Source organism: Paenibacillus sp. 2RAB27 (assembly GCF_052115445.1).
GTDB lineage: Bacteria > Bacillota > Bacilli > Paenibacillales > NBRC-103111 > Paenibacillus_E.
Window position 1 is genome coordinate 22984 of record NZ_JBFRGR010000008.1, and the last position, 22785, is coordinate 45768.

Annotated in this window: 23 protein-coding genes, 1 other RNA gene and 1 pseudogene; 22 read left to right on the forward strand and 3 right to left on the reverse strand. The window is 44.7% G+C overall.

Features of this window, described 5'->3' with window-relative positions:
- Nucleotides 1-34: 34 nt before the first annotated feature.
- The 6 genes from dnaG (at nucleotide 35) to rnpB (ending at nucleotide 6340) form a co-directional block, all read left to right on the forward strand.
- Nucleotides 35-1882 carry a DNA primase gene (dnaG, locus tag AB4114_RS13695; protein ID WP_441988961.1) on the forward strand — a complete coding sequence of 616 codons (1848 nt, stop codon included), beginning with the start codon at nucleotides 35-37 and terminating at the stop codon, nucleotides 1880-1882.
- Between the two features lie 37 nt (nucleotides 1883-1919).
- Nucleotides 1920-3035, forward strand: coding sequence for an RNA polymerase sigma factor RpoD (gene rpoD, locus AB4114_RS13700; protein ID WP_028558036.1), 1116 nt, complete (start codon nucleotides 1920-1922; stop codon nucleotides 3033-3035).
- A 120-nt stretch (nucleotides 3036-3155) separates the two neighbouring features.
- On the forward strand, nucleotides 3156-3986 hold the full coding sequence (locus AB4114_RS13705; protein WP_441988962.1) for a hypothetical protein: 831 nt from the start codon (nucleotides 3156-3158) through the stop codon (nucleotides 3984-3986).
- Between the two features lie 3 nt (nucleotides 3987-3989).
- A complete protein-coding gene (locus AB4114_RS13710; RefSeq protein ID WP_441988963.1) occupies nucleotides 3990-4754 on the forward strand; it encodes a tRNA (adenine(22)-N(1))-methyltransferase in 765 nt (254 codons plus the stop codon).
- Nucleotides 4730-5839 carry a Nif3-like dinuclear metal center hexameric protein gene (locus AB4114_RS13715; protein WP_441988964.1) on the forward strand — a complete coding sequence of 370 codons (1110 nt, stop codon included), beginning with the start codon at nucleotides 4730-4732 and terminating at the stop codon, nucleotides 5837-5839. Before AB4114_RS13710 ends, AB4114_RS13715 begins: the two co-directional genes overlap by 25 nt.
- An 86-nt stretch (nucleotides 5840-5925) precedes the next feature.
- Nucleotides 5926-6340, forward strand: an RNA gene (rnpB, locus tag AB4114_RS13720) — RNase P RNA component class A.
- 122 nt (nucleotides 6341-6462) lie between these two features.
- Here the strand turns inward: rnpB and AB4114_RS13725 are convergent.
- A complete protein-coding gene (locus tag AB4114_RS13725; protein ID WP_441988965.1) occupies nucleotides 6463-8382 on the reverse strand; it encodes a S8 family peptidase in 1920 nt (639 codons plus the stop codon).
- A 179-nt stretch (nucleotides 8383-8561) separates the two neighbouring features.
- Between AB4114_RS13725 and AB4114_RS13730 the strand changes: the two genes are divergently transcribed.
- From AB4114_RS13730 to AB4114_RS13770, 9 genes are all read left to right on the forward strand, one after another.
- A complete protein-coding gene (locus tag AB4114_RS13730) occupies nucleotides 8562-9062 on the forward strand; it encodes a YpuI family protein (protein ID WP_145656973.1) in 501 nt (166 codons plus the stop codon).
- A gap of 73 nt (nucleotides 9063-9135) precedes the next feature.
- A complete protein-coding gene (locus AB4114_RS13735; protein ID WP_441988966.1) occupies nucleotides 9136-10230 on the forward strand; it encodes a glycoside hydrolase family 15 protein in 1095 nt (364 codons plus the stop codon).
- 44 nt (nucleotides 10231-10274) lie between these two features.
- Nucleotides 10275-10496: a DUF1540 domain-containing protein gene (locus tag AB4114_RS13740; protein ID WP_376769532.1), complete on the forward strand. Its 222-nt coding sequence runs from the start codon at nucleotides 10275-10277 to the stop codon at nucleotides 10494-10496.
- Nucleotides 10497-10518: 22 nt separating this feature from the next.
- The gene (locus AB4114_RS13745; protein WP_441988967.1) at nucleotides 10519-10926 is read left to right on the forward strand and encodes a hypothetical protein; all 408 of its coding nucleotides are present in this window, start codon (nucleotides 10519-10521) and stop codon (nucleotides 10924-10926) included.
- Between the two features lie 339 nt (nucleotides 10927-11265).
- Nucleotides 11266-12558 carry a hemolysin family protein gene (locus tag AB4114_RS13750; RefSeq protein ID WP_441989122.1) on the forward strand — a complete coding sequence of 431 codons (1293 nt, stop codon included), beginning with the start codon at nucleotides 11266-11268 and terminating at the stop codon, nucleotides 12556-12558.
- A gap of 120 nt (nucleotides 12559-12678) precedes the next feature.
- Entirely contained in the window at nucleotides 12679-13389 is a 711-nt protein-coding gene (locus tag AB4114_RS13755; RefSeq protein ID WP_441988968.1) for a lytic transglycosylase domain-containing protein, read from the forward strand.
- Nucleotides 13390-13552: 163 nt separating this feature from the next.
- Complete coding sequence (locus tag AB4114_RS13760; RefSeq protein ID WP_441988969.1) at nucleotides 13553-14731, forward strand: cysteine desulfurase family protein; 1179 nt, start codon at nucleotides 13553-13555, stop codon at nucleotides 14729-14731.
- A complete protein-coding gene (thiI, locus tag AB4114_RS13765) occupies nucleotides 14728-15936 on the forward strand; it encodes a tRNA uracil 4-sulfurtransferase ThiI (protein ID WP_441988970.1) in 1209 nt (402 codons plus the stop codon). Before AB4114_RS13760 ends, thiI begins: the two co-directional genes overlap by 4 nt.
- A gap of 72 nt (nucleotides 15937-16008) precedes the next feature.
- On the forward strand, nucleotides 16009-16689 hold the full coding sequence (locus AB4114_RS13770; protein ID WP_441988971.1) for a TerC family protein: 681 nt from the start codon (nucleotides 16009-16011) through the stop codon (nucleotides 16687-16689).
- Nucleotides 16690-16712: 23 nt separating this feature from the next.
- Here the strand turns inward: AB4114_RS13770 and AB4114_RS13775 are convergent, their stop codons facing one another.
- The gene (locus AB4114_RS13775) at nucleotides 16713-17918 is read right to left on the reverse strand and encodes an MFS transporter (protein ID WP_441988972.1); all 1206 of its coding nucleotides are present in this window, start codon (nucleotides 17916-17918) and stop codon (nucleotides 16713-16715) included.
- 242 nt (nucleotides 17919-18160) lie between these two features.
- On the opposite strand from AB4114_RS13775, the pseudogene AB4114_RS13780 reads away from it, so the two are divergent.
- From AB4114_RS13780 to AB4114_RS13810, 7 genes and pseudogenes are all read left to right on the forward strand, one after another.
- A pseudogene (locus AB4114_RS13780) lies at nucleotides 18161-18259 on the forward strand (hypothetical protein); the annotation flags it as partial.
- 123 nt (nucleotides 18260-18382) lie between these two features.
- Nucleotides 18383-18616, forward strand: a complete 234-nt coding sequence (locus tag AB4114_RS13785; protein ID WP_441988973.1) for a hypothetical protein — start codon at nucleotides 18383-18385, stop codon at nucleotides 18614-18616.
- A gap of 164 nt (nucleotides 18617-18780) precedes the next feature.
- On the forward strand, nucleotides 18781-20622 hold the full coding sequence (gene typA / locus AB4114_RS13790) for a translational GTPase TypA (RefSeq protein ID WP_441988974.1): 1842 nt from the start codon (nucleotides 18781-18783) through the stop codon (nucleotides 20620-20622).
- 145 nt (nucleotides 20623-20767) lie between these two features.
- Nucleotides 20768-21043 carry a YlaH-like family protein gene (locus tag AB4114_RS13795; protein ID WP_056610118.1) on the forward strand — a complete coding sequence of 92 codons (276 nt, stop codon included), beginning with the start codon at nucleotides 20768-20770 and terminating at the stop codon, nucleotides 21041-21043.
- Nucleotides 21044-21069: 26 nt separating this feature from the next.
- Nucleotides 21070-21507 (forward strand): hypothetical protein, encoded by a 438-nt coding sequence (locus tag AB4114_RS13800; protein ID WP_441988975.1) that lies wholly within the window; start codon nucleotides 21070-21072, stop codon nucleotides 21505-21507.
- A 1-nt stretch (nucleotide 21508) separates the two neighbouring features.
- Nucleotides 21509-21790: a hypothetical protein gene (locus AB4114_RS13805; RefSeq protein ID WP_441988976.1), complete on the forward strand. Its 282-nt coding sequence runs from the start codon at nucleotides 21509-21511 to the stop codon at nucleotides 21788-21790.
- Nucleotides 21791-21975: 185 nt separating this feature from the next.
- Nucleotides 21976-22119, forward strand: a complete 144-nt coding sequence (locus tag AB4114_RS13810; RefSeq protein WP_171635279.1) for a hypothetical protein — start codon at nucleotides 21976-21978, stop codon at nucleotides 22117-22119.
- Nucleotides 22120-22159: 40 nt separating this feature from the next.
- Here AB4114_RS13810 and AB4114_RS13815 read toward each other — a convergent pair whose 3' ends face one another.
- Nucleotides 22160-22708, reverse strand: coding sequence for a YhcN/YlaJ family sporulation lipoprotein (locus tag AB4114_RS13815; protein ID WP_441988977.1), 549 nt, complete (start codon nucleotides 22706-22708; stop codon nucleotides 22160-22162).
- Nucleotides 22709-22785 lie beyond the last annotated feature (77 nt).

The following is a 22785-nucleotide window of genomic DNA, read 5'->3' on the forward strand; positions in this document are numbered from 1 at the left end:
TCGGAAAAGCGACCTGAATTGTAGGTGGATTGAAATGAGGTACGGGCGCATACCTGAAGAGGTTATTGAGGCTGTACTGAAGCGCCATGATATCGTAGATGTCATTGGCAGGCACGTACATTTAAGCAAACAAGGGCATTATATGAAGGGACTATGTCCTTTCCACTCGGAGAAAAGTCCTTCGTTTACGGTTACACCAGAGAAACAGATATATCGTTGCTTTGGATGCCAGGCAGGCGGGAACTTAATTCGTTTCATTATGGAAATCGAGGGCTTAAGCTTTGCAGAAGCGATTACGAAGCTTGCAGAAGACGCAGATATCCCAATTACTTGGGAAGAGGTATCTGACGAGCAGAATGAGCAGCAGCAAGAAAAAGCTACCCTTTTAAAGGCCTATGAATTTGCAGCCAAATTCTATCATTATGTTGTGGGTAATACTGATCAAGGTAAAGCGGCAAAAGGCTATCTGACCTCTAGAGGGATCTCCGATAAGCTGATTGATACGTTCCAGATTGGTTACGCACCGTTAATGTGGGACACGCTTGTTCAACAATTGGACAAACGAGGATTTGATTTAGCTCTAATGGAAAAAGGCGGTTTGATTTCTGCCAAACATGAAGGCCATGGGTACGTGGACAAATTCCGTGAACGTATCATGTTCCCTATTTGCGACTCTACGGGCAAGGTCATCGCATTTGCCGGCAGAGCCATGGGGGATGCGCAACCCAAATATTTGAATAGTCCCGAATCCATCCTTTTCAATAAAAGTAGGACTTTGTACAATCTGCACCTTTCCCGGCCGAATATGCGAAAGCTTCAGCAAGCCGTTATTTTCGAAGGGTATGTGGATTTGATCAAAGCGTGGGAAGCGGGGATTACCAATGGTGTTGCGACGATGGGCACGGCATTAACCAAAGAGCATGCTGCCTTATTGAACCGCAACGCGGATGAAATCGTCATTTGCTATGATGGTGATAATGCAGGACAATCTGCAGCTTTCAAGAGTATTCCTTTATTGGAAGAGACCGGAAGCCGCGTCACGGTTGCGATGCTGCCAGATGGCAAAGATCCAGATGATTATGTTCGCCAATATGGGTTTGACCGATTCGCAAGGGAGATCATTGGAGCTTCCGTGCCATCGATGAAATATAAGCTCTTATACATCCGCAAAAATTTTAAATTGCATGAGGACGGTGAACGACTACGTTATCTGCAATCCGCTGTGAAATTAATTAGCCAGTTGCAATCTCCTATGGAACGTGAACATTATCTCAAACAGTTAGCTTCAGAGTTTCCTGATTCTTCTTATGAAGCTATGAAGTTAGATCTCCATGAAATCTTATTGCAATCGGAAAAAAACCGACCAGATGGGGATAATAAACCAATTCTGTGGAATAATGTTATGAATAATGGGAGAGCAGCGGAACGAACTAAGAAAAAAACGCCCTCGTTACTACCTGCATATCATAATGCAGAGCGTTTGATTTTAGCTGTAATGATGCACGATCGTGACGTATGTGCTCATGTTGAAGCGCAATTAGGTGACCAGTTTAATGTTGAAGCTCACGCAGTCTTAGCTGCTTATTTATATGCTTACTACGCTCAGTATTTAGAGCCCGATGCAAGCCGATACATTGCCATGCTGCAAGACGAACAGCTGGAGAGCTTGGCTAGTTCCATCGTAATGATGGGAGCTGGTCATGGACTAAATGAACAAGTGATTGACGACTATATTCGCCAAATTCGCAAAGTTCCAATGCAAGAAGAAGTTGAACGTAAGAAAGAAGAACAAGCTCGCGCAGTACGCGAGGGAGACCATCTTAGAGCTGCACAAATTGCAATTGAAATTATTGCCCTAGAAAAACAGTTGAAGTTATCTTAGCTAAACTGACATGACTAGGGAGGAGGGAGTCCGTACCATGGCGAATGATCAGCGTACAGAATTAGAGACAGAATTGACCCTGGACCAGGTGAAAGACCAACTTATAGAGCAGGGGAAAAAACGGTCCTCACTAACTTACAAGGATATCATGGAGAAATTAGCTCCCTTCGATCAGGATCCTGAGCAAATCGATGAGTTCTTTGAACAACTTTCCGAACAAGGTATTGATGTGGGGAATGAGTCAGATGAAGATTCGATGAATCCGGAAGAAAACGAGCGCGATGAATTTAACTTCGATGATGATCTGGCTTTGCCGCCGGGGATTAAAATTAATGATCCAGTTCGGATGTATTTGAAAGAAATTGGTCGCGTACCGCTTCTTTCCGCGGAAGACGAAGTGGGGTTGGCTAAACGTATTGAAAATGGGGATGAGGAAGCGAAGCGTCGTTTAGCAGAAGCTAATCTTCGACTCGTTGTCAGTATCGCCAAACGTTATGTAGGTCGCGGCATGCTGTTCCTTGATTTGATTCAAGAAGGTAATATGGGTCTTATTAAGGCTGTGGAGAAGTTCGACCATACCAAAGGTTACAAATTCAGTACCTATGCGACCTGGTGGATTCGTCAAGCGATTACTCGCGCCATTGCGGATCAAGCGAGAACGATTCGGATTCCGGTACATATGGTTGAAACGATTAACAAATTGATTCGTGTTTCTCGTCAATTGCTGCAAGAATTGGGGCGCGAACCTACGCCAGAGGAAATTGCGAAAGAGATGGATTTAAGCACGGATAAAGTTCGTGAAATCATGAAAATTGCACAAGAGCCTGTTTCATTAGAAACACCGATTGGTGAAGAAGATGATTCACATTTAGGGGATTTTATCGAGGATCAAGAGGCGCTAGCGCCAGCGGATGCAGCGGCATACGAGCTTCTGAAAGAGCAGCTTGAAGACGTACTGGATACGTTAACTGAAAGAGAAGAGAATGTGCTTCGCTTACGTTTCGGACTTGATGATGGACGTACAAGAACATTAGAAGAAGTCGGTAAAGTATTCGGTGTTACAAGGGAACGGATTCGTCAAATTGAAGCAAAAGCTTTGCGGAAATTAAGACATCCAAGCCGTAGCAAACGTTTGAAGGACTTTTTGGAATAAAATCGCTTGGAGTGGGCCCTGCCAAATTCGGCGGGGTCTTTTTTTGCGGTTTTTCATAAAAATTCACTAAAATCTGAGCATTGAATCACCGATAAAGTAGCTAGGAAGGTGAGCGAATAGATGGATGCTGAGAGAAGAAAAGTAATAGTAAAAGAAATCGATCATTGGCGCCGGAGCAAATTGCTTCCCGAGCATTATTGCGATTTTCTAATGAATTTGTATGTGGATGATTTGACCCCTAAACCGGCTTCACTTTTGGGTGTTTCGGCTACAGCTGTAACAAACAGTAATTGGAAAATATGGTTGTTCGCATTAGCGGTAATTGCCGCTCTTGCCTTATCTGCTCTTAATTTTAACTCTTTTGGATTGCCAATGCAAATCGGTATTTCCACACTTTTTGTCATCATTTGTTATGCAGTCGCATACAGACAATTTAGTCGTACGCCTGTCATTGCCTATGTCTTGTGCGGCATAGCATCTATTGCTATGTTACTTTTGGGGTTACATATAATGGATATGTCGGGTATCCACACGTCAACTACGTATATCGGATATTTGGCATTTTGCAGTTGTATTTGGTTATTTAATGGCTTGATTGGTCGAATGGCGATTTTCCAAATTTGTGGATGGCTTGGGCTAGTAGGGACATATAGTTGGTTGTTGATGCAAAAATTAGAGCATCCTGCTTGGTTTTCACTTGAATTAAGCTGGGTTCCTGTAAGTGTTGTACTCATATGGATGGCTTGGCTTGCACATCACACGAATAAACAAGCGGCTAGCGTGCTCATGCTAGTAGGAGGCTTGGTTTGGTTTATTCCTGAGGCCATGACATTCCTTGTGGATATCGAAATGAGCTCGCGTCTCATTCAAATATCTTTTACAGCCAAATTAGTTTCAGTAGGCGTAGCATTATTTTTGCTGCGAAAAAAATGGGTAGAGTGGGTAATGTAGCATATGGTTAAATTATCGAAAAGACTTCAAATGATTGCTGATCGCGTGCCAGTGGGCTCAAAAGTAGCCGACATTGGTTCGGATCATGCTTTATTGCCAACCTATTTGGCGCAGCAAGGGATTATCGTAGCTGCGGTAGCAGGGGAAGTAAACCCTGGACCTTTCGAGGCAGCGCAAAGACAGGTGCTCGAAAGTGGTTTATCTAAAGTCATTCAAGTCAGATCGGGTGATGGTCTTGCCGTAATTGAAGCCGGTGAAGTGAATGTCATCACGATCGCTGGCATGGGCGGCAGCTTGATGGCGAGCATTTTAGAGGCAGGTAAATCGAAGCTTCCAGGCGTTCAGCATTTGATTTTACAACCGAATGTGGGTGAAGATCATGTGCGCCGTTGGCTGCTAGCCAATGGCTGGAAGTTGGAATCAGAGACTATCCTTGAAGAAGACGGCAAAATCTATGAGATTCTAACAGCAGTGGCAGTCTCAGAATCGGAACGCAGCACATTAGGAGCACTTTATGAAGAGCGTCAACTTTCAGGTGGATTCACCATATCGAAGGAACGCTTGCAACAGATGGGGCCTTATTTAATTAATGAGGCTCCTGAGGTCTGGTTTATGAAGTGGGAAAGTGAACTGAAGAAACTTGCCATGATCGTAGATCAGTTAAAGCTGTCCACGGCAGAAGCGTCTATTGCAAAAGCAGAGCAAGTGAGCCAAGAAATGCAGGAAATAAAGGAGGTACTTGCATGCTTGCAAAAGGTCAAACCGTAATCCAGCTATTTGAACAGCTGGCTCCTAAGCATTACGCGATGGCAGATGATAAGATCGGCCTACAGCTCGGCTCCCTTCAGAAAGAGATCACGAAAGTGCTTGTTGCCCTTGATGTAACAGATGCCGTTGTTGATGAGGCTATTGAATCCAAAGCCAACCTTATTATCGCGCATCATGCGATTATTTTCAGACCTCTGGCTCATCTGCAAACAGAAACACCAGCAGGTCGTTTATACGAGAAATTAATTAAGAATGATATCGCTGTGTATATTGCCCATACGAATCTGGATGTGGCAGAAGGCGGCGTTAATGATTTGCTCTCGGAACAACTTGGCCTAACAGAAATGACGCACTTGGAAGATGTACATACGGAGAAGCTGCAGAAGCTCGTCGTCTTCGTACCTGAGACGCATCATCAAGTCGTGCTGGATGCCCTATTTAAGGCTGGAGCAGGCGGCATTGGCCAATACAGCTCCTGCAGCTTCAATATCCCCGGGACGGGGACGTTCCTGCCGCAGGAAGGGGCGACTCCGTTTATCGGGGAAGTTGGGAAGCTGGAACGCGTACAAGAGGTACGCGTGGAGACGATCGTAACCGCTAGCGTGCAGCGCAAAGCGGTTACTGCGATGCTGAAGGCCCACCCCTACGAGGAGGTGGCCTATGACCTCTACCCGATGGACCTCAAGGGTAGAGTGTTCGGTTTGGGCCGCGTGGGCAAGCTGCCCGCGGCCATGACACTTCGCGAGCTCACTGAGCACGCGAAGGCTGTGTTCGACGTGCCGACGGTACGCGTCGTCGGCGATCTAGCACGGCCCATCCGCAAGGTGGCCGTGCTGGGTGGCTCTGGCGGCCGCTACATGCGGCACGCCATGTTTGCCGGCGCCGATGTGCTGGTCACCGGCGACATCGACTACCACACTGCGCACGATGCGCTCGCGGCAGGGTTAGCCCTCCTCGACGTTGGGCATAACGTCGAGAAGATCATGAAGCGCGGCGTCGCGGATTATCTTGCCACGCAGCTAGCCAAGACGGATACGCAGGTGCTCGCATCCGCGGTTAATACGGAGCCGTTTCAATTCGTCTAGGCAGCTTAAGGATGTTTCTGGAAAGAAAGGAAACGACCATGTGTTGTAATTCGAAGACATTCCTAGTATACTAGCCTATGCAATGGAAAGTTTGACAGACAATCGCTGGCTATGGGTAAGCCATAGCGAGAGGAAAGTCCGGGCTTCATAAGGCAGGGTGCTGGATAACGTCCAGTCAACGCGAGTTGAAGGATAGGGCCACAGAAATGGACCGCCGATGGCTTGAAATATAGCACAGGCAAGGGTGGAACCGTGGTGTAAGAGACCACGAGGTTCTATGGTGACATAGATCCTGGTAAACCCCACTTGGAGCAAGACCTAGTGGAACGCAAGCTGCTTTCGAGGCAGCAGTCTTCGCCTGAGACGCGTTCGGGTTGGTCGCTTGAGCTGTGCAGCAATGTACGGCCTAGATAGATGATTGTCGCTTCAATAGTGGCAGGGGAGCAGACGCCCGTTATGACCACTGGAAGTACAGAACCCGGCTTATGGCAAACTTTCCACTCAGTCGGTTACCCGCAAGGCATCAGCTTTGCKGGTATTTATTCTAAAATCAATAAAACCTTCAATCCCGCTAAATGGGGGGATTGAAGGTTTTTAACTGTGCATGGAAGGTGGTGAGTGTTCTATTTCTCAAGCCCCAAGCTGCCCGCATATTTCTTCGGTACAAGATGTAATTGGCGTGCTAGATCCTGCGGCCAGTAGGACAAAGGCGATGTATTCTGCTTCGCCATTTCAAGTGCTTTGACGACATCGATGACGCCATAACCAAAGTATTTGTCATGACCTTTGTCGCCAAGATCCTGTGCGGACTGCCTCATAATTTCATATACGTCCGTATTTTTCAAATTGGGATTAGCTGATCGAATTAACGCAGCGAGTGCCGTCACATGGGGACTAGCCATGGATGTACCTGATAAGGCAGCGTATTGATTATTTGGATACGTACTGGCGATGGTGACACCTGGCGCAGTCACATCAATATAGTCGCCATAATTCGAGAAGGGCGCTTTCTCATTCTGTGAATCTATAGCGGCAACTGCAAATACCTCAGGATAAGCGGCGGGATATCCGGGCTGCTCGGTATTGTCATTTCCGCTAGCCGCGATGAGGGCGACATCCTTATCATAGGCATATTGAATAGCATCATGGAGAAATCCTGAATCTGCGTAATTACCGAGACTGAGATTCATGACTTTTGCACCGTGATCCGTTGCCCAAATAATCCCTTGAGCTACCGAATAGGTGCTGCCAGCACCTGTCTGATCTAGCACTTTAACGGGTAACACTTTGTTAAACCAAGTCATCCCCGCAACACCTAGCTGATTGTTGACAAGAGCTGAAATGACGCCTGTGACATGTGTACCATGACCAACATCATCTTGCGGATTATCAGTTCCACTAATGACATTGTAACCAGGGAGTAACTGTCCTTGCAGGTCGGGATGGGCCTTATCTACACCTGTATCAACAACGGCAACAATGACATTATCGGCGCCGCGATTTAGCTGCCAGCCTTGTAACGTTTCGATCAGCGGCAGATTCCATTGATATTTTTGATATAAATTATCATTAGGCGTGAAATTTGAAGAGACTGGTGTTTGCTTACTATGTGAATTGGTGCTGGATGGGTTTGAATCCGTTTGTTCTTGATCATCATAGTAATCATTGGTCATATAAAGAAAGTGTGGTTCAACATACACAACATCCCATTTACTGAAATAAGCGATCAACGACTTGGCGTCTCTATCGTTTGTTCGGAAAACGTAGGTATAGCCTAGTTTTTGCGCAGATGTTGCATGGATTTCATTTTTAATTTGATTGAGCTGATCTTCTGTTGGATCTGTTTTGAAACGGACGACGACTTCATTCTGATGATAGTGGCTAGTCCCTTGATTATCTTCGGGATGATCGACAATCTTCTCATTCAGCGTATTCGTTTCAACGGCTTTTACTTTCCAATGGTTCTCATTGGGATAAGGTTCAAGTCTTAAGTTTTTCATCTGATGATCGGTCACTTGTGCGAGTACATCTTGATGAATGACCCCGATAAGTGACTCCTGACCATTGGTTGAAGGGGTACCTTGGACGAAGTAAACGTGATGTCCAGCACCAAATTTAGGTGATTGGTAAATCTCGCCCCTATCAACGGCTGCTTTCGCTTCCTTCAAATAGGTTGCGGCCTGGTCTGTATAAGCAGTGGGGAGTTCGCCGGATTTGATGCCTTGCTCCCAAGTTTGGCCGCGCTTAGACCATACAAGCACATCCATTTTCTCATGGTGATTTCGCATGTTTTTCAAAACGTTGGTTACAGGCTCACCGCTTTCGATCTGACCGAGCATGGTCGTATAATCGACAGCACATTGACTTCTGCAAAGTTCATCTGTAAGTTTTACATCTTGTTCTAATAACGCAAGCTTGGACGTTGTTTCATACTTCGCACTGTAAACCTCAGGACCAGGTCTGGTCCGATGTTGGGGTTGATGAGGGAAGAGGATTACTCCTAATCCCAGAACAACCGCAAGGGTGGAGAGATAACGCCACATGATCATGCCCTCCTTTTTGTTTGTAGAAAAAGGTCAACTCGTTAATGAAAACATTTTATCTAAGAGTAGGGTTAGGCGAGCGGGTATCTTTTATGCATGGTAACTGGTGTTTTACATATACCACTTCCGGATAAATTATGGTAGGATAGAAGTAGCGCAATTATAGGAGGTCTTCTAACATGGCTGTTTTTAATGTGAAAAATGTTTGTGATTCCACGCGTACGAAACTCAAAGAAACGACGGCCAAAATGGAACTGTTTCTTAATCAACATTCGCTCTCACAGTTAAATGTGGAAAATGATCCAGCAATGGATGAATTTTACCGCGGGTATTTACAAGATACTCGTCATCTTCTAGTGTTTTGTGAAGTGGCATATGAGAAATTGGGCGTTAGCTTAAGACGTCCTACTTTTAATGTTGATTTTTCGGAAAAAGTGCTCTATGAGGTATACCATACATGTGTTAATACCTTTTTCTATCCTAAGAACGAGTGCTACTCTGAAGATGGTCGTTACGCTTATACAGGACAAGATGCGATTCGTTTCCGCAAGAAACCATCACGTGAAGTACGTGATTTAACGATCGAATTGTCCAAGGTGTTCGAAGAGCTTCGTGAAGATCTTGCTTACTATGAAACAGATTACATTACACAGCGCCGTATGCAAGGCGAAAAAGTTTAATAATCACAAAGAAACCAACAAAGGGATGCGGCCATAACGCATCCCTTTTTATATAAAAAGGGAGGAAATCGTCATGGAACTAGAACATTTAGTCAGCGTTAGTAAAGACATCATTAAGCTGAATCAACATCCTAGTGGAGGTTACGTGGCTTCTCCTCTTTTTTCAACCTATTCCTATAGTTGGCTGCGCGATGGCACTTTTATAGCAAATGCGATGGATCGTGTAGGAGAAACGAGAAGCGCTGAGCAATTCTATCGCTGGGTGAATCGTGTTCTGAAAGACAAACGCCCGCGGCTAACGGAGCTATTGCGAAAACACGAGAATAGGGAGTGGATTGATCGTTCCGAGTTTTTAGGGACAAGGTATCACTTGGATGGGCGGGATGATCACTCTGAATGGGGTCACTTCCAGTTGGATGGTTACGGCGCTTGGATCTGGGGGCTTGTCGAACATATACGCATGACTGGTCATACTACACTTCTGGAAGAGTTCAGGGAAAGTATTGAGATAACTGTTGATTATATCATGACATTCTGGCATTACCCGAATTTTGATTGCTGGGAGGAATATCCCGATTATGTCCATCCCGCAACATTGGCTTGCTTATATGGCGGACTGAAGGCGTTAGGTGAGCTAGAAGGGCGTCCGGACTTGATTGAGAAAGCTGATCTCATACGACTTTTCATACATAACCATGCTGTTCATGACGGGCGTTTCGTAAAATCTATTCATTGTGTGAATGAAGTTTGGCAGCCTGCTCTATTTGGTGTGGATGCAAGCCTGATGTGGCTCGCCTTACCTTTTGGTGTTTGTGAACCCAATGACCCGATGATGCTTCGAACGGTGCAAGTAATTGAAGCTGATCTCAAACATGACGGAATTCAGCGCTACATTGAGGATCGCTATTACGGTGGTGGTGAGTGGCTGCTACTGACCGCTTGGTATGGTTGGATCCAGTTTGAACTTGGAAATAAAGAAGAAGCTCAGCGCTGTTTGGCATGGATAGCAAGTAAAGCTGATGAGCTCGGACGTTTACCAGAGCAAGTAGATGATCATCTTCGCGAAGCGTCGGTGTATAAGGAATGGAGTGAGAAGCATGGTGATCCTGCACTTCCGCTGTTGTGGTCACACGCCATGTTCTTGGTCTTATCTGACAGACTTAACTAAGCATAGTTCACTCCTGAGGCGGGCAAATTGTTAAGGGGGTGATAATGATGCCAGCAGTTAAATGCGCAGTAGCGAATTGTGAATATTGGACACAAGGAAACAACTGTCATGCGGACACGATTATGATTGAAATTGATCAGCACGCTCATGCTAGCTACAATGAAGAATTTGCTTCAGAGGAATCGTTTGATACTACTCATCATGATACTGCAACCAAAGCGGCTAATACGTGTTGCCACACGTTTAAGGCTGCGACTAAACACTAGGTATGTGTAACGCGGAGGTAGCATGAATAAAGAGGATAGTTCTTTAGACAATGCCACCAAGGAGCGATTCCAGAAGAGTCAGCTTCATCTCGAAAGCGGACTTCATGCCCAAGAAGAATATGCAGCTGAGATTGCTGTACCTCAGACAAGAATAAGCCGAGATTATAAATCCAGTTCGACCTCGAAAGTTTCTGATGAGGAAGTCGCTGAGCTCGTAGAAGCGGTAACACGTAATAAAGCAGTGGGGTATATTGCACTCTTTGTTGCTCTGGCCTCTTTATTTGTATGGCCAGTACTGCTTGGGATTTCAGGTATTATTCTCGGAGTTATTGCTTTTGTAATGGGGAATAAGAGTTTGGGTTCTTGGTCCGTTGCTCTTGGTTTTATTGCTGTTGCCGCCTATTTTTTATTGATTCCATATTATTCCTAGCAAGCAAAGCAAGCTGAGAAATCGGCTTGCTTTTTATTTTTTTATGAAAAAAAGGTGGAAAAGAGCTTAAGAATGCCACTATTCTTGTGTAAAAGCGCAAGAATGGCTCATTTTAATGTGTTTACGCCCATTTGCTCGTACTATTTGGCTTCAAGTGTCATATTCGCACCTTTGAATGATTACAGTATTATTATATAATGAATAGTGATATTTAATCTAATTAAAATCGAAAATTAAGGGAGGTGTACCTACTCTCCTGGGTGCAGCTTTTGCACTTGTTRGGGGATAGGTAAGGTATTGGAAGATCCTTTGCCCGAAACGTTAATCAGTTTTCTGTTAATGTTTGGACTAGTGTTGTTAAACGGTTTTTTTGTCGCAGCAGAATTTGCAATGGTGAAAGTGCGTGGAAGTCGGATTGAATCGCTTGTCGGTGAAGGCCGGCGTAATGCGAAGTTTGCACAAGGTATTATGAATAATCTTGATGCTTACCTTGGTGCGTGTCAATTAGGAATTACACTCACCTCATTAGGACTTGGTTACGTAGGTGAACCGACGTTCGCCAAAATTTTAGAGCCTTTGTTCGCTCCGCTGGGATTACCAGACTCCGTTTTTCACACGATTACATTTATTATCGCTTTTTCTTTAATGACTACTCTTCATATCACATTAGGTGAACAGTTTCCTAAGACGTATGCGATCCGTAAAGCGGAACAAATTACGTTGCTCTCCGCAGGACCCATGGTATTATTCTATAAAATGATGTACCCGTTCATTTGGACATTGAATGGCATTTCGAATTGGATGTTGCGCCGTGCTGGGATTGAGCCTACAACGGAACATGAATCTGCGCATACGGAGGACGAAATTCGAGTCCTGATGCAGGAAAGCCACAAAAACGGACTAATAGATAACACAGAGCTCACGCTTGTTGATAATATATTCGGATTTGCTGAGACGACAGCACGCGAGATTATGATTCCTCGTACAGAAATGGAATGCTTATACGCAGGACTTTCTTATGCGGAGAACTTAGCTATCGCGATTAAAGAAATGCGAACACGTTACCCTGTGTGTGATCCAGATAAGGATAACATCATCGGTTTCGTTCACATTAAGGATTTGCTGAAGCCAGATGCTAACTTGAAAGGCATTAAGAAAATCATTAGACCGATTACGACAGTACCGGATTCCATTCATATCAGTGATTTGCTGAAAATGATGCAGAAACGCAAGAGCCAAATGGCTTTGCTCATTGATGAATACGGCGGTACTTCAGGTTTAGTGACGCTGGAAGATATTATGGAAGAGATTGTTGGTGAAATCCAAGATGAGTTTGACGAGGAGCGCCCAACGATTGAAATGAAGGATGAGAATACATTCTCAATAGATGGACTGTTGTTGATTGATGAAGTCAATGATTACTTTGGACTTGAAATCGAGTCAGATGACTATGATACGATCGGTGGTTGGATTTATTCACAAACAGAAATTCCTCCTAGTCGTAATCAACAGGTAAGTTATAATGACGAGTTTATGTTTATCGTTGAAGAAACCGATCATTTGCGCATATCACGTGTCACAGTGAGAAGATCAATGAATGATAATGAAATGTTGCAACAGAATATTTCTTGAAAGGCAAGAGGGGACAGTCATTAGACTGTCCTTTTTTTATGCATGCGAATAAAAGTATAGTCGTCAGGGCTCAAAACGTGTACAATGAAAACATCGAAAATGGAAAAGTGAGGTCTGAGAATGAACAGCATCTCGAATACGCAAGCAATTGACCCTAGAGTGTTGAAGGAGCTGCTTCAGCTTCAGACGATGAGTAAATTAAGTCTTTTCGCTGATAACTCCTCATCTTCAAGCTCAGATGAAACCAGTGATTTTAGTGAGCTTTTGAACACTTTGATGGGCCAAGGTGTGGGTATGGGGACTGATCCGCTAGACACATCTGATCTTAATCAATCGCTAAGCAACCTGCCAAGCGCGTTAGGCGCTTTGAATAAATCATATACACCTTTGCAGTCGCTCTCACAGTCAACATCGGTTACACAGTTTGAAGGGCTCATTGGGCAAGCTAGTTTGAAATATGGCGTAGATACCTCTTTGGTTAAAGCGGTCATCCAGCAAGAGTCTTCGTTCAACCATCAGGCGGTTTCCTCCGCAGGTGCCAAAGGATTAATGCAGCTTATGGATGGGACAAGCAGTGGTTATGGAGTCACGAATCCATTTGATCCCAAGCAGAACATAGACGCAGGTACACATTTCCTCAGTGGATTGCTAAAGAAATATAATGGGAACGAAGGTGTTGCGCTTGCTGCTTACAATGCTGGTCCTGGTCGTGTCGATCGCTTAGGGATAAAGACAGATCAAGATTTGCTCAGTAAGCTGCAGTTCTTGCCAAAAGAGACGCAAGCGTATGTATCGAAAGTGCTCGATCATCGTGCTAAATTTTCTCTATAACTACGGTATCAATGGGCTGGTTTTCGCATGTGCTATGCGGAGATCGGCTTTTCGCATTGTTGCCTATTAACTTGAGTTCTCATCGGATATACGTTTTAATAGAAAAGCATCCCATGAAACAAGAAACAATTAGTTTAGGGGTATGAAGGGGAATCTGCAAACCATGCTTTATATGGATTACGCGGCAACGTCGCCGCTTTATGAAGAAGTTATAGATACCATCGCGGAAGTGATGAAATCCCATTACGGAAATCCATCCTCAATTCATCGTCTTGGTGTAGAAGCGGAAAAGCTTCTGCAGAGCGCGAAAGGAGTCATAGCTACATCGCTTAAGGTATTCCCGAGTGAAATCATATGCACTTCTGGCGGGACTGAGAGTAATAACTTAGCGATTAAAGGCGTAGCCTACAACTACCATCAACGAGGTAAGCATCTGATTACTACACAAATCGAGCATCCATCCGTTAAAGAAGTATTTGTTGGACTTGAGCATGAGGGATTTCGCGTTACCTATTTGCCTGTCTCAAAGACTGGCTGCGTAAAGCTAGAGGATCTTCAAGCGGCAATAAGTGAGGATACGATCCTTGTTAGCATCATGTATGTGAATAATGAGATAGGTACAATTCAACCAATTCAAGAAATCGGTCAATACCTCGCGGGTTTTCCGAAAATCATATTTCATGTGGACGCTGTCCAAGGCGTTGCTAAGCTTCCTTTAGAACCGAAGATGTGGGGAATCGATCTCTGCAGTGCTTCAGCGCATAAATTTCGAGGACCGAAKGGTGTTGGGTTCTTGTATCGGAGAGCAGGCGTACAGCTCAAGCCATTGCTTGCAGGAGGGGGACAAGAATTTGGCGTGCGTTCAGGTACGGAAAACGTCCCTTTGATCGTGGGCATGGCCAAAGCACTTCGAATCAGCATGGACAATCTTGCAGAGAAAATAGTTCGTAAGCAGGCATTCAGGCAGCAATTGTTGGCCGGTATCGGTGCAATACCAGAGCTTTCGATTTCAGGCTCTGAGGTGGAGCAGGAGATGGCTCCTCATATTGTTCATTTTGCTTTTGCAGGAATGAAAGCAGAGGTCGTCGTACATGCCCTTGAGCAGAAGGGGATCTACATCTCTACGAGATCGGCATGTTCTTCTGGTGAGTCAGAGCCTAGTGAGGTCATGCTGGCATTGGGTTATCAGCGTGATGTGGCTGCTAGCGGCTTAAGAATAAGCTTTTCTGATGAACATCAAGCGCAAGATATAGCGCTATTCCTGCGCTCATTACAAGAGGTGGTCAAGGAGCTTGCTCCCATGAGAAATCCATCCGTCATCCATAGGGGGAAGCGAAATTGAAACCGGATTGTTTAATATTACGTTTTGGCGAAATGATGTTAAAAGGTAAAAATCGCAAACGATTTGAACAGAGTGTGATGATTCAAATACGTAAAGTTTTAAGTTCTTTTCCTGATGTTAGGTATATTCCTGAGTTTGGACGCGTATATGTGGAGCTAGGGGGTGCCGCTTATGAACAGGCTTCTGCTTCCTTACAGCGTGTTTTCGGACTTGCATCTTTCAGTCCAGCTTATCATGCGCCATTAGAACTAGCGTCAATTCAGGAGACAGCGCTGCGGATGATGCAGGCATTACCTAAGCAACCGGCGACCTTTAAAGTAACTGTTCGCAGGGTCAATAAATCATTTCCACATGACTCTCAGCAGATGAATTACTTAGTTGGCGGCTATGTGCTTCAAGCGATTCCGGGGTTACAGGTGGACGTTCGAAAGCCTGAGGTTGAATTGCGAGTAGAAATCCGAGAGGATAAGGTGCTTTTATACGTTGAAGTCATTGAAGGGGCTGGGGGATTCCCGTCAGGTACAAGTGGCAAAGCGCTGCTCATGCTGTCTGGTGGTATTGATAGTCCTGTTGCAGGGTGGTTAGCCATGCGCAAAGGATTGACGATGGAGGCTATTCATTTCCATAGTTACCCCTATACCAGCGAGCGGGCGAAGGATAAGGTCATTCAGCTTGCGAATCAGTTGGCAGGCTACACGGAATCCCTAAAGCTTCACATGGTATTTTTCACGGAGGTTCAAACCTCCATTCATCGTGTTTATCAGGATAATCTGCTGGTCACGCTTATTAGAAGGGCAATGTACCGAATTGCTGAACGGATTGCTGAGCGTGAAGGACTCGGAGCCATAGTTACTGGTGAGAGCTTGGGGCAAGTTGCCAGTCAAACCTTGCCAAGTTTGAATGCCATTGGTCGTGTGGTCACTTTACCGCTCCTTCAACCGTTGATGATGATGGACAAGCAAGAGATTATTGGTCTTGCTGAATCGATTGGGACTTTTCCTATTTCGATTTTACCCTATGAAGATTGCTGCTCCTTATTTCTACCGCCATCGCCAAGTACGAATCCTAATTTATCTTTGGTGGAGAAACTGGAAGCTRGCATGGGTTTTCTAAATGAGTTAATTGACAAAGCAGTTTTAGAAACAGAAACTATTGAAATCGTACATGGACAATTGAAACAGGAAACTAACGCCCATTTATTCTAACTCCTCGATGCCGCTGTGATCGCAACCATTCCACTCACTTGCTCTCCATGTTCGCCAGGAGGTCGTGAAGTAATGATTGATGCGCTATTTTTATTTCTGCAGATTATGTTAATCAATATCGTTCTGAGCGGCGATAATGCTGTTGTCATCGCATTAGCTAGCAAGAATCTTCCGCTCGAGCAGCGCAAGCTTGCGATTTGGTGGGGGGCGTTCGGCGCTATCGCTCTGCGCTTAGTATTGACACTTGTTGCCGTAAGTCTGCTTACCATTCCATTTATTCAAGCGGGCGGCTCTATCTTGCTCTTATGGATTGCGATTAAACTCCTTACGGACGAAGAGGGGCATTCCAATGTCAAGGAAGCTTCAACGCTAGGCAAAGCGATCTGGACCATTATTGTAGCAGATTTCGTCATGAGTTTGGATAATGTATTAGCGATTGCAGCTAAAGGAAATGGCAATAATACAGTCATTATTTTAGGTATTGGACTAAGTATTMCGATCATTATTTGGGGGAGTACGCTTGTAATGAACTTATTGCAGAAATACCCGATTCTAGTATTTATCGGAGCTGGGATACTTGGTTATACAGCAGGGGAAATGTTTGTAAAAGATGAGAAAATGATTGATTGGCTGCTGCATGATTATGAGTCTTTGCATGTTTGGATCCCCATTATGGCGACCATAGTCGTTATTGCGGCGGGTGGAATCGCCAAAGGGGTTCGACTGCTCCAATTCAAGACACGGAATGAATGAATTCTAAGCACGCTGACCATGGGTCAGTGTGCTGTTTTTTTTGGCCAAGTGAAAGCCCAGAAGGACCAGCCATAGATCAATAGGAAAAGGATAATTAATGCTGTGGAATACCGATACATCATGGCATAACTGCCACTCCAGTTAGCGAGGGCCCCTAGCGCCATAGCGCCTAATCCAATGCCTAGATCGTTGGCTGAGAAGAAAGTTCCATTGGCGGCACCTCGACGTTCTGGGGAAGATCGCTGGATTGTCCACGCCTGTAGTGCAGGTTGTATGGAGCCAAACCCAACGCCATAGCAAAGAGCAGCAATAGCGAGGCTAATATTGGAATGTGCATACGAGAGCAACAATAGGCCAGTAATTGTGAATGCCGCACCAGGGAGCAGAACCCACTCTGGCCCTTTGCGATCAAAGAGAACCCCTGTAAGAGGACGAACGAGTAGAACCATGCTGGCATTACATAAGAAGAATAGACCCACATTGGGAATACCTGCTTCTAAGCCAAACAAGGTAATGAAGGTCACGATTCCTCCGTAACAGATTGCGCTGCAGAGCAGCAGGGCAGAGGGGAGGAGTGCGCTCTGTTCCCAGAGGCGATCGACAAAGCGAGGTCGCTGACTTGGTTTCACGGGTAGAATGGGCTTCGGATATGTAATGAAAAGCGAGCTAAATAAAGATAAAATCGCAAGAATGGTTGAGATTAAAAGCACATAAGAAAACCCAATAGACTGCATGACCCACAGGCCTGTTAATGGACCGACAGCCATGGCCAAAGTGTTGGATAACCCGTAGTAACCCATCCCCTCACCGCGGCGTTCAGGAGGGATGATATCGGCTATTACGGTTCCGAGCGATGTCGTCGACAACCCCCAGCCGATGCCATGAACAAAGCGTGCTGCTAATATAAGTGTAACTGCTGCGATATACGAATATCCGGCAATTGTAAGTGCGCAAATCGCTAAACCAACTAGAAGAACATGTTTTCTTCCTAAAAGATCTAATGCTCTGCCTGCGAATGGCCGTGTCAGGAGCGAGGAAATGGTGAAGATCCCAATAACAAGTCCTACCTTGACATTGTCTCCACCTAATTGTGAAAGATGAGTAGGTATCGTAGGGATCAGCATTTGAAAACTAAAAAAGAGCAATAAATTTGCAAGTGAAGTGATTAGAAAAGCTTTGGTCCAAAGTGGTTTCCGCCCTGCCTTATTACTTGTAAGAGTTTGTTCCATGATACCTCCCAGGTGAACATCAGATGACCAGTCGCCAAGGCAAAAGGCTTCTGTCCGAGCTTTAGTATACCCAGTCAATTGGAAACAAACGCAAAATGGTGCCATCATAAACACCTAGCAATTTCAGGCCATGTGAGCTAAAATATTTGTTGAAGGGTGTCGATTCAAATTCGATTTACCCCATGCAACCTATGTCCATTTGAGGAGGGATTCGTATCGCTAGAAATAGCTACTCCATTGGTATTGTATTTATTGGCTTAGCTGTCTTATTGTTGCTAGGCAAATTAGGAGTCTTCCAGTTTATTTTTTCCTTTTTTTGGCCGCTTGTATTACTCGTGCCTGGACTTCTCTTTCATTTGTTGTATTTCAACCGTCGATTACCAGCGGGCGTACTCGTTCCTGGCGGCATTTTAACCGTATATGCCCTTATGTTTTTCTTTTGCAATTTATTTGGATGGGGCTCCATGGCCTATATTTGGCCAGGTTTCATCTTAGGCCCAGCAATTGGTTTATATGAGCTCCACTTGTTTGATCGGGGGAGTGATCGCGGGATTTGGATCGCAGCTATGGTGTTAGGAGTTATTGCTGCAGCGCTTTTTGCTTTGACTTTACTAGTCAAATTAGGGATTTATGTAATCGCTTTGATCCTTGTGGTTGTTGGACTTTCCATGATTTTCCGAAAGCGAAGATTGTGGTGAACTTGCTTCTTTCCAGTTAAAAGTTTTGTTAAGTGTGCCTTTTTTCTTGCATAATGTCGAGAAACTGCGTATACTAATGGTAAATGTCAAGCGTCGGCGCTTATGTCCGACGCTTGTTTTATGAACAGAGACGAAAATTATAGGGTAGAGAGGGTTTGACATTCATGCATGCAAGAGACAAGATTCGCAACATTGCCATTATCGCACACGTTGACCATGGTAAAACAACACTCGTAGATAAATTGCTTCAACAATCCGGAACGTTCCGCGATAACGAAGCTATTCAAGAAAGAGCGATGGACTCCAACGATCTAGAGAGAGAGCGCGGTATTACCATCCTTGCCAAAAATACGGCGATTAATTATAAAGATTACTTGATTAACATTGTAGATACACCAGGACATGCTGACTTCGGTGGCGAAGTTGAACGGATTATGAAGATGGTAGACGGCGTATTGTTGGTAGTAGATGCTTTCGAAGGAACAATGCCACAAACGAAATTCGTTCTACGTAAAGCACTTGAGAGCAACCTATCTCCAGTTGTTGTTGTAAACAAAATTGACCGTCCGAACGCTCGTCCACAAGAGGTTGTTGACGAAGTTCTTGACTTGTTCATCGAACTTGGTGCTACTGACGAGCAACTAGATTTCCACGTTGTGTATGCATCCGCATTACAAGGGACTTCAAGTCTTGATCCAGAGAAACAAGATGATAACATGGAAGCTATTTATGAAACAGTTGTTGGGCACATTCCAGCTCCAACGGAAGATGTTGACCAACCTCTACAATTTCTAGTTACATTGATGGATTACAATGAGTACTTGGGTCGTATCGGCGTAGGCCGTGTGAACCGTGGTAAGATCCGCCAAGGTCAGACAGTTACAGTTATGACTCGTGAAGGCGGACAAAAACAAGCTAGAATCGAGAAGCTTTTCGGATTCAGTGGTTTGAAGCGTATTGAGATTGAAGAAGCAGCTGCAGGGGACATCATTGCCATTGCAGGTATCAAAGATATTAACATTGGTGAAACGGTAGCGGATCCTGCGAACCCAGAAGCATTGCCAGTCTTGAAAATCGATGAGCCAACGCTTCAAATGACATTTATCGTAAACAACTCGCCATTCGCGGGGCGTGAAGGTAAATGGGTTACTTCCCGTAAAATCCGTGAGCGTCTATACAAAGAGCTTGAAACAGACGTTTCCTTGCGCGTTGAAGATACAGATAGCCCGGATGCATTCGTTGTATCAGGCCGCGGTGAGCTTCACCTAGGGATTCTGATCGAAAACATGCGCCGTGAAGGCTTTGAATTGCAAGTTTCCAAACCAGAAGTTATCATTCGTCAAATCGACGGACAAAAAATGGAGCCGATTGAGCATTTGATCATCGACGTTCCAGAAGACAGTATGGGTTCCGTTATGGAGAGCTTAGGTTCTCGTAAAGCCGAAATGGTCAACATGATTAACAACGGCAGCGGTAACGTTCGTTTAGAGTTCAAGATCCCAGCACGCGGTTTGATCGGTTACAGAACGAACTTCCTAACGCTGACTCGCGGCTACGGAATTATGAACCATGCTTTTGACAGCTATGGTCCATACCAAGGAGCAGGCGTTGGCGGACGTCACGAAGGCGTACTCGTTTCCAGTGAATCTGGTGTATCTACACTATACGGAATTCTTTCTGTCGAAGATCGCGGTATCTTGTTCGTTCATCCGCAAACAGAAGTTTACGAAGGCATGGTTGTTGGTGAGCATACACGTGACAATGATATCATCGTTAACATTTGTAAAGAAAAAGCAGTAAACAACATCCGTTCCGCAAATAAAGAAGAAACAGTAAAAATGAAAACACCTCGCTCGTACTCTTTGGAGCAAGCTCTCGAGTACTTGAATGATGATGAGTATTGTGAAATTACACCGAAATCAGTTCGTATCCGTAAAAAGATTTTGAACAAGAGCGAGCGTGAGCGTGCTGAGAAGCACCGCAAAACAGCGGAAGCTAACGTTTAATTCACAAAGTTTTCGAATAAAGGGAAATGTGGGCTTTCTAGCCGCATTTCCCTTTATTTTATTGTCGTTTTAAGGGATAATGAGGAATGACTTGCTTAGAAGACTTAACCTATTAATGAAATGGAGTGTATGTTCGTTGACTGCCCTGAATGAATGGTTTGCCAATCACCTCTTGATCACGTATCTATTAATCTTTGTTTTCATGTCCTATGTGTACAATAAAGTGTTTCGTACACGCAAATTGCCTGTACTCAAAACGGCTCTAATCTATGTTCTGCTAGCAATCGGTTCCGTGATGCTCCTCGTATTCCAAATTGTAGGTTTGCCAATAGTACTTTGTTTAGCTGTAGCGATTTCTTTGATGTTCATGGTGAGAATCCGCTATTTTATTGAAAAAAGAACCGGCAAAAGGCCGACTTAACTTAACGAGCGAGGAGTCCATGCCTAATGACTCGATATTGGTTAACACCTATCCTTAGTTATTCGCCGCTCGTGTTGGGGGCAGAGCGCATGAGCTGCATGCCTGATGCAGAATTCGAATCGTTCCGCCAGCTTGCAGGCCAACAGCATCCTCGCTTACTCCAGATGTTTAAAGCGAGTCTCCTGCTGAGTGATGATGAAGAGGTGTGTGGATCAGACCTCGTAGAATTAGATTTAACGAATGAAAGTAACCTGTTATTTGATGGTGAGCCATTTCATCTATCGCACTGCGCAGAAGCCTTTCTGGATCGTTTGTTGACTAGGCGGGAGGCGAAGGCACTGCTAATGGCAATGGATGAGCATAGGGAAGCTAGCTATAGGATGCAAGCCGTGTGGATCAAACAGTGGATGGATTGGTTAGATGCCGGTTATGATATTGTGTTACTAAGAGAGGATGGACGCTGAGATGAAACTAGGGGATGCTTTTTTCAATTGGCTGCAAATGCATATTGTGTCTCAGGCTCGTCCTGAGGATGAAGCGGCCAAAGAAACGCTTGATTTTTTTGCACTTATTTTAGTTGAAGATCACGGGGTAAGTAATCTTGAAGTGCTGGCTATCGAAGATCCAATGAAAATATGGATTGGCTATGACCATGAAGGGGAATATCATAAGCATTGTTTCGACCGCGAGAGTGMGGAGAAGCTGTTGGACGATATCAATTCGAATCCCATTTATAACAATCAATAGCGGTTTAACGCTGTGAATTAAGGACATAACTTTAACAAATCAACGTACAATTAAATATATCTGGGCAATAAGGAGTGCCTGCTGATTTGAAAATAGATACATAATGGTGGAACGCTTGGCACTCGCTATGCTATACTGTAAGTGTAAGGAGCGTTTTCAACCACCTAGTAGGAGGCGCAAACGATATGGCTGAACTTCTAACAGCTGCACCGATGCAATGGATAGATAGCGCCCACATGATGAATAAAGCTGAATATGCGAAAGCTTGTGAGAGCCGGGATGCCCTTTTTTCACTCGGCCAAGTTTTTGATGCGATAAAAAAAGCCTAGATCTGCGTATGCAGGCAGGCTTTTTGTCATCTTCAGTGATTTATCGGGCTGGAACCTGGGTGCTATTCCCATTGGGACCTGCGTTATCGATGTCTGGATCATTGCGGATATCACGTGGCAGTTGTGGCATCACACGACCAACGATATCAGCCATTTGTTCTGCAAAGCCTTGTATAGGTCTTCCTGCTTGAATGTTATCCCGGATGTTGCGTAAGCGTTGATCTAAATCCATATCAGCCGTCACAATTGCATTGACACCATAAGGATCCTTCTTGAGTGCCTCGGCCACCGAATATTTAACGGTACCGACTTTGGCTCGATCAAGCTCCTTCTTAATATTAATGCCGATGACAGCTGTATTGCCGAAGACGACGCAATGTGCGCTTTCAACCTGCGGGATACCCATTGCTAGGTTTTCCAAATGCGCTGCAACCGCCTTAGAATCTTTGATTTCTAGCTTTTGCGGAGCAATTTGTTGAACTTTTACTTGCTTTTGATTCGTATCTTGAGAGGGGGCACCACTTTTCGGCGCTTGACTGCAGCCTACCGCGAGGATCAGTATCAGTCCGCATACGTATATTAGTCTCACCAGAATCGTTCCCTTCTTTCCTTGAATCTCGCGTTTAGTTTGTCCTGTACAGTTAGGTTGTATGTATGAATATAACC

Excerpts from the sequence above, each read along its gene's own strand:
- AB4114_RS13775 (WP_441988972.1), bottom strand. The coding sequence starts at position 17,918 with ATGGAACAAACTCTTACAAGTAATAAGGCAGGGCGGAAACCACTTTGG.
- rpoD (WP_028558036.1), top strand. The coding sequence starts at position 1,920 with ATGGCGAATGATCAGCGTACAGAATTAGAGACAGAATTGACCCTGGAC.
- AB4114_RS13740 (WP_376769532.1), top strand. The coding sequence starts at position 10,275 with ATGATGCCAGCAGTTAAATGCGCAGTAGCGAATTGTGAATATTGGACA.
- AB4114_RS13785 (WP_441988973.1), top strand. The coding sequence starts at position 18,383 with ATGGCCTATATTTGGCCAGGTTTCATCTTAGGCCCAGCAATTGGTTTA.
- AB4114_RS13755 (WP_441988968.1), top strand. The coding sequence starts at position 12,679 with ATGAACAGCATCTCGAATACGCAAGCAATTGACCCTAGAGTGTTGAAG.
- AB4114_RS13810 (WP_171635279.1), top strand. The coding sequence starts at position 21,976 with ATGGCTGAACTTCTAACAGCTGCACCGATGCAATGGATAGATAGCGCC.
- AB4114_RS13745 (WP_441988967.1), top strand. The coding sequence starts at position 10,519 with ATGAATAAAGAGGATAGTTCTTTAGACAATGCCACCAAGGAGCGATTC.
- AB4114_RS13705 (WP_441988962.1), top strand. The coding sequence starts at position 3,156 with ATGGATGCTGAGAGAAGAAAAGTAATAGTAAAAGAAATCGATCATTGG.
- AB4114_RS13735 (WP_441988966.1), top strand. The coding sequence starts at position 9,136 with ATGGAACTAGAACATTTAGTCAGCGTTAGTAAAGACATCATTAAGCTG.
- AB4114_RS13800 (WP_441988975.1), top strand. The coding sequence starts at position 21,070 with ATGACTCGATATTGGTTAACACCTATCCTTAGTTATTCGCCGCTCGTG.
- typA (WP_441988974.1), top strand. The coding sequence starts at position 18,781 with ATGCATGCAAGAGACAAGATTCGCAACATTGCCATTATCGCACACGTT.
- AB4114_RS13710 (WP_441988963.1), top strand. The coding sequence starts at position 3,990 with ATGGTTAAATTATCGAAAAGACTTCAAATGATTGCTGATCGCGTGCCA.
- AB4114_RS13730 (WP_145656973.1), top strand. The coding sequence starts at position 8,562 with ATGGCTGTTTTTAATGTGAAAAATGTTTGTGATTCCACGCGTACGAAA.
- AB4114_RS13715 (WP_441988964.1), top strand. The coding sequence starts at position 4,730 with ATGCTTGCAAAAGGTCAAACCGTAATCCAGCTATTTGAACAGCTGGCT.
- AB4114_RS13750 (WP_441989122.1), top strand. The coding sequence starts at position 11,266 with ATGTTTGGACTAGTGTTGTTAAACGGTTTTTTTGTCGCAGCAGAATTT.
- AB4114_RS13725 (WP_441988965.1), bottom strand. The coding sequence starts at position 8,382 with ATGTGGCGTTATCTCTCCACCCTTGCGGTTGTTCTGGGATTAGGAGTA.
- dnaG (WP_441988961.1), top strand. The coding sequence starts at position 35 with ATGAGGTACGGGCGCATACCTGAAGAGGTTATTGAGGCTGTACTGAAG.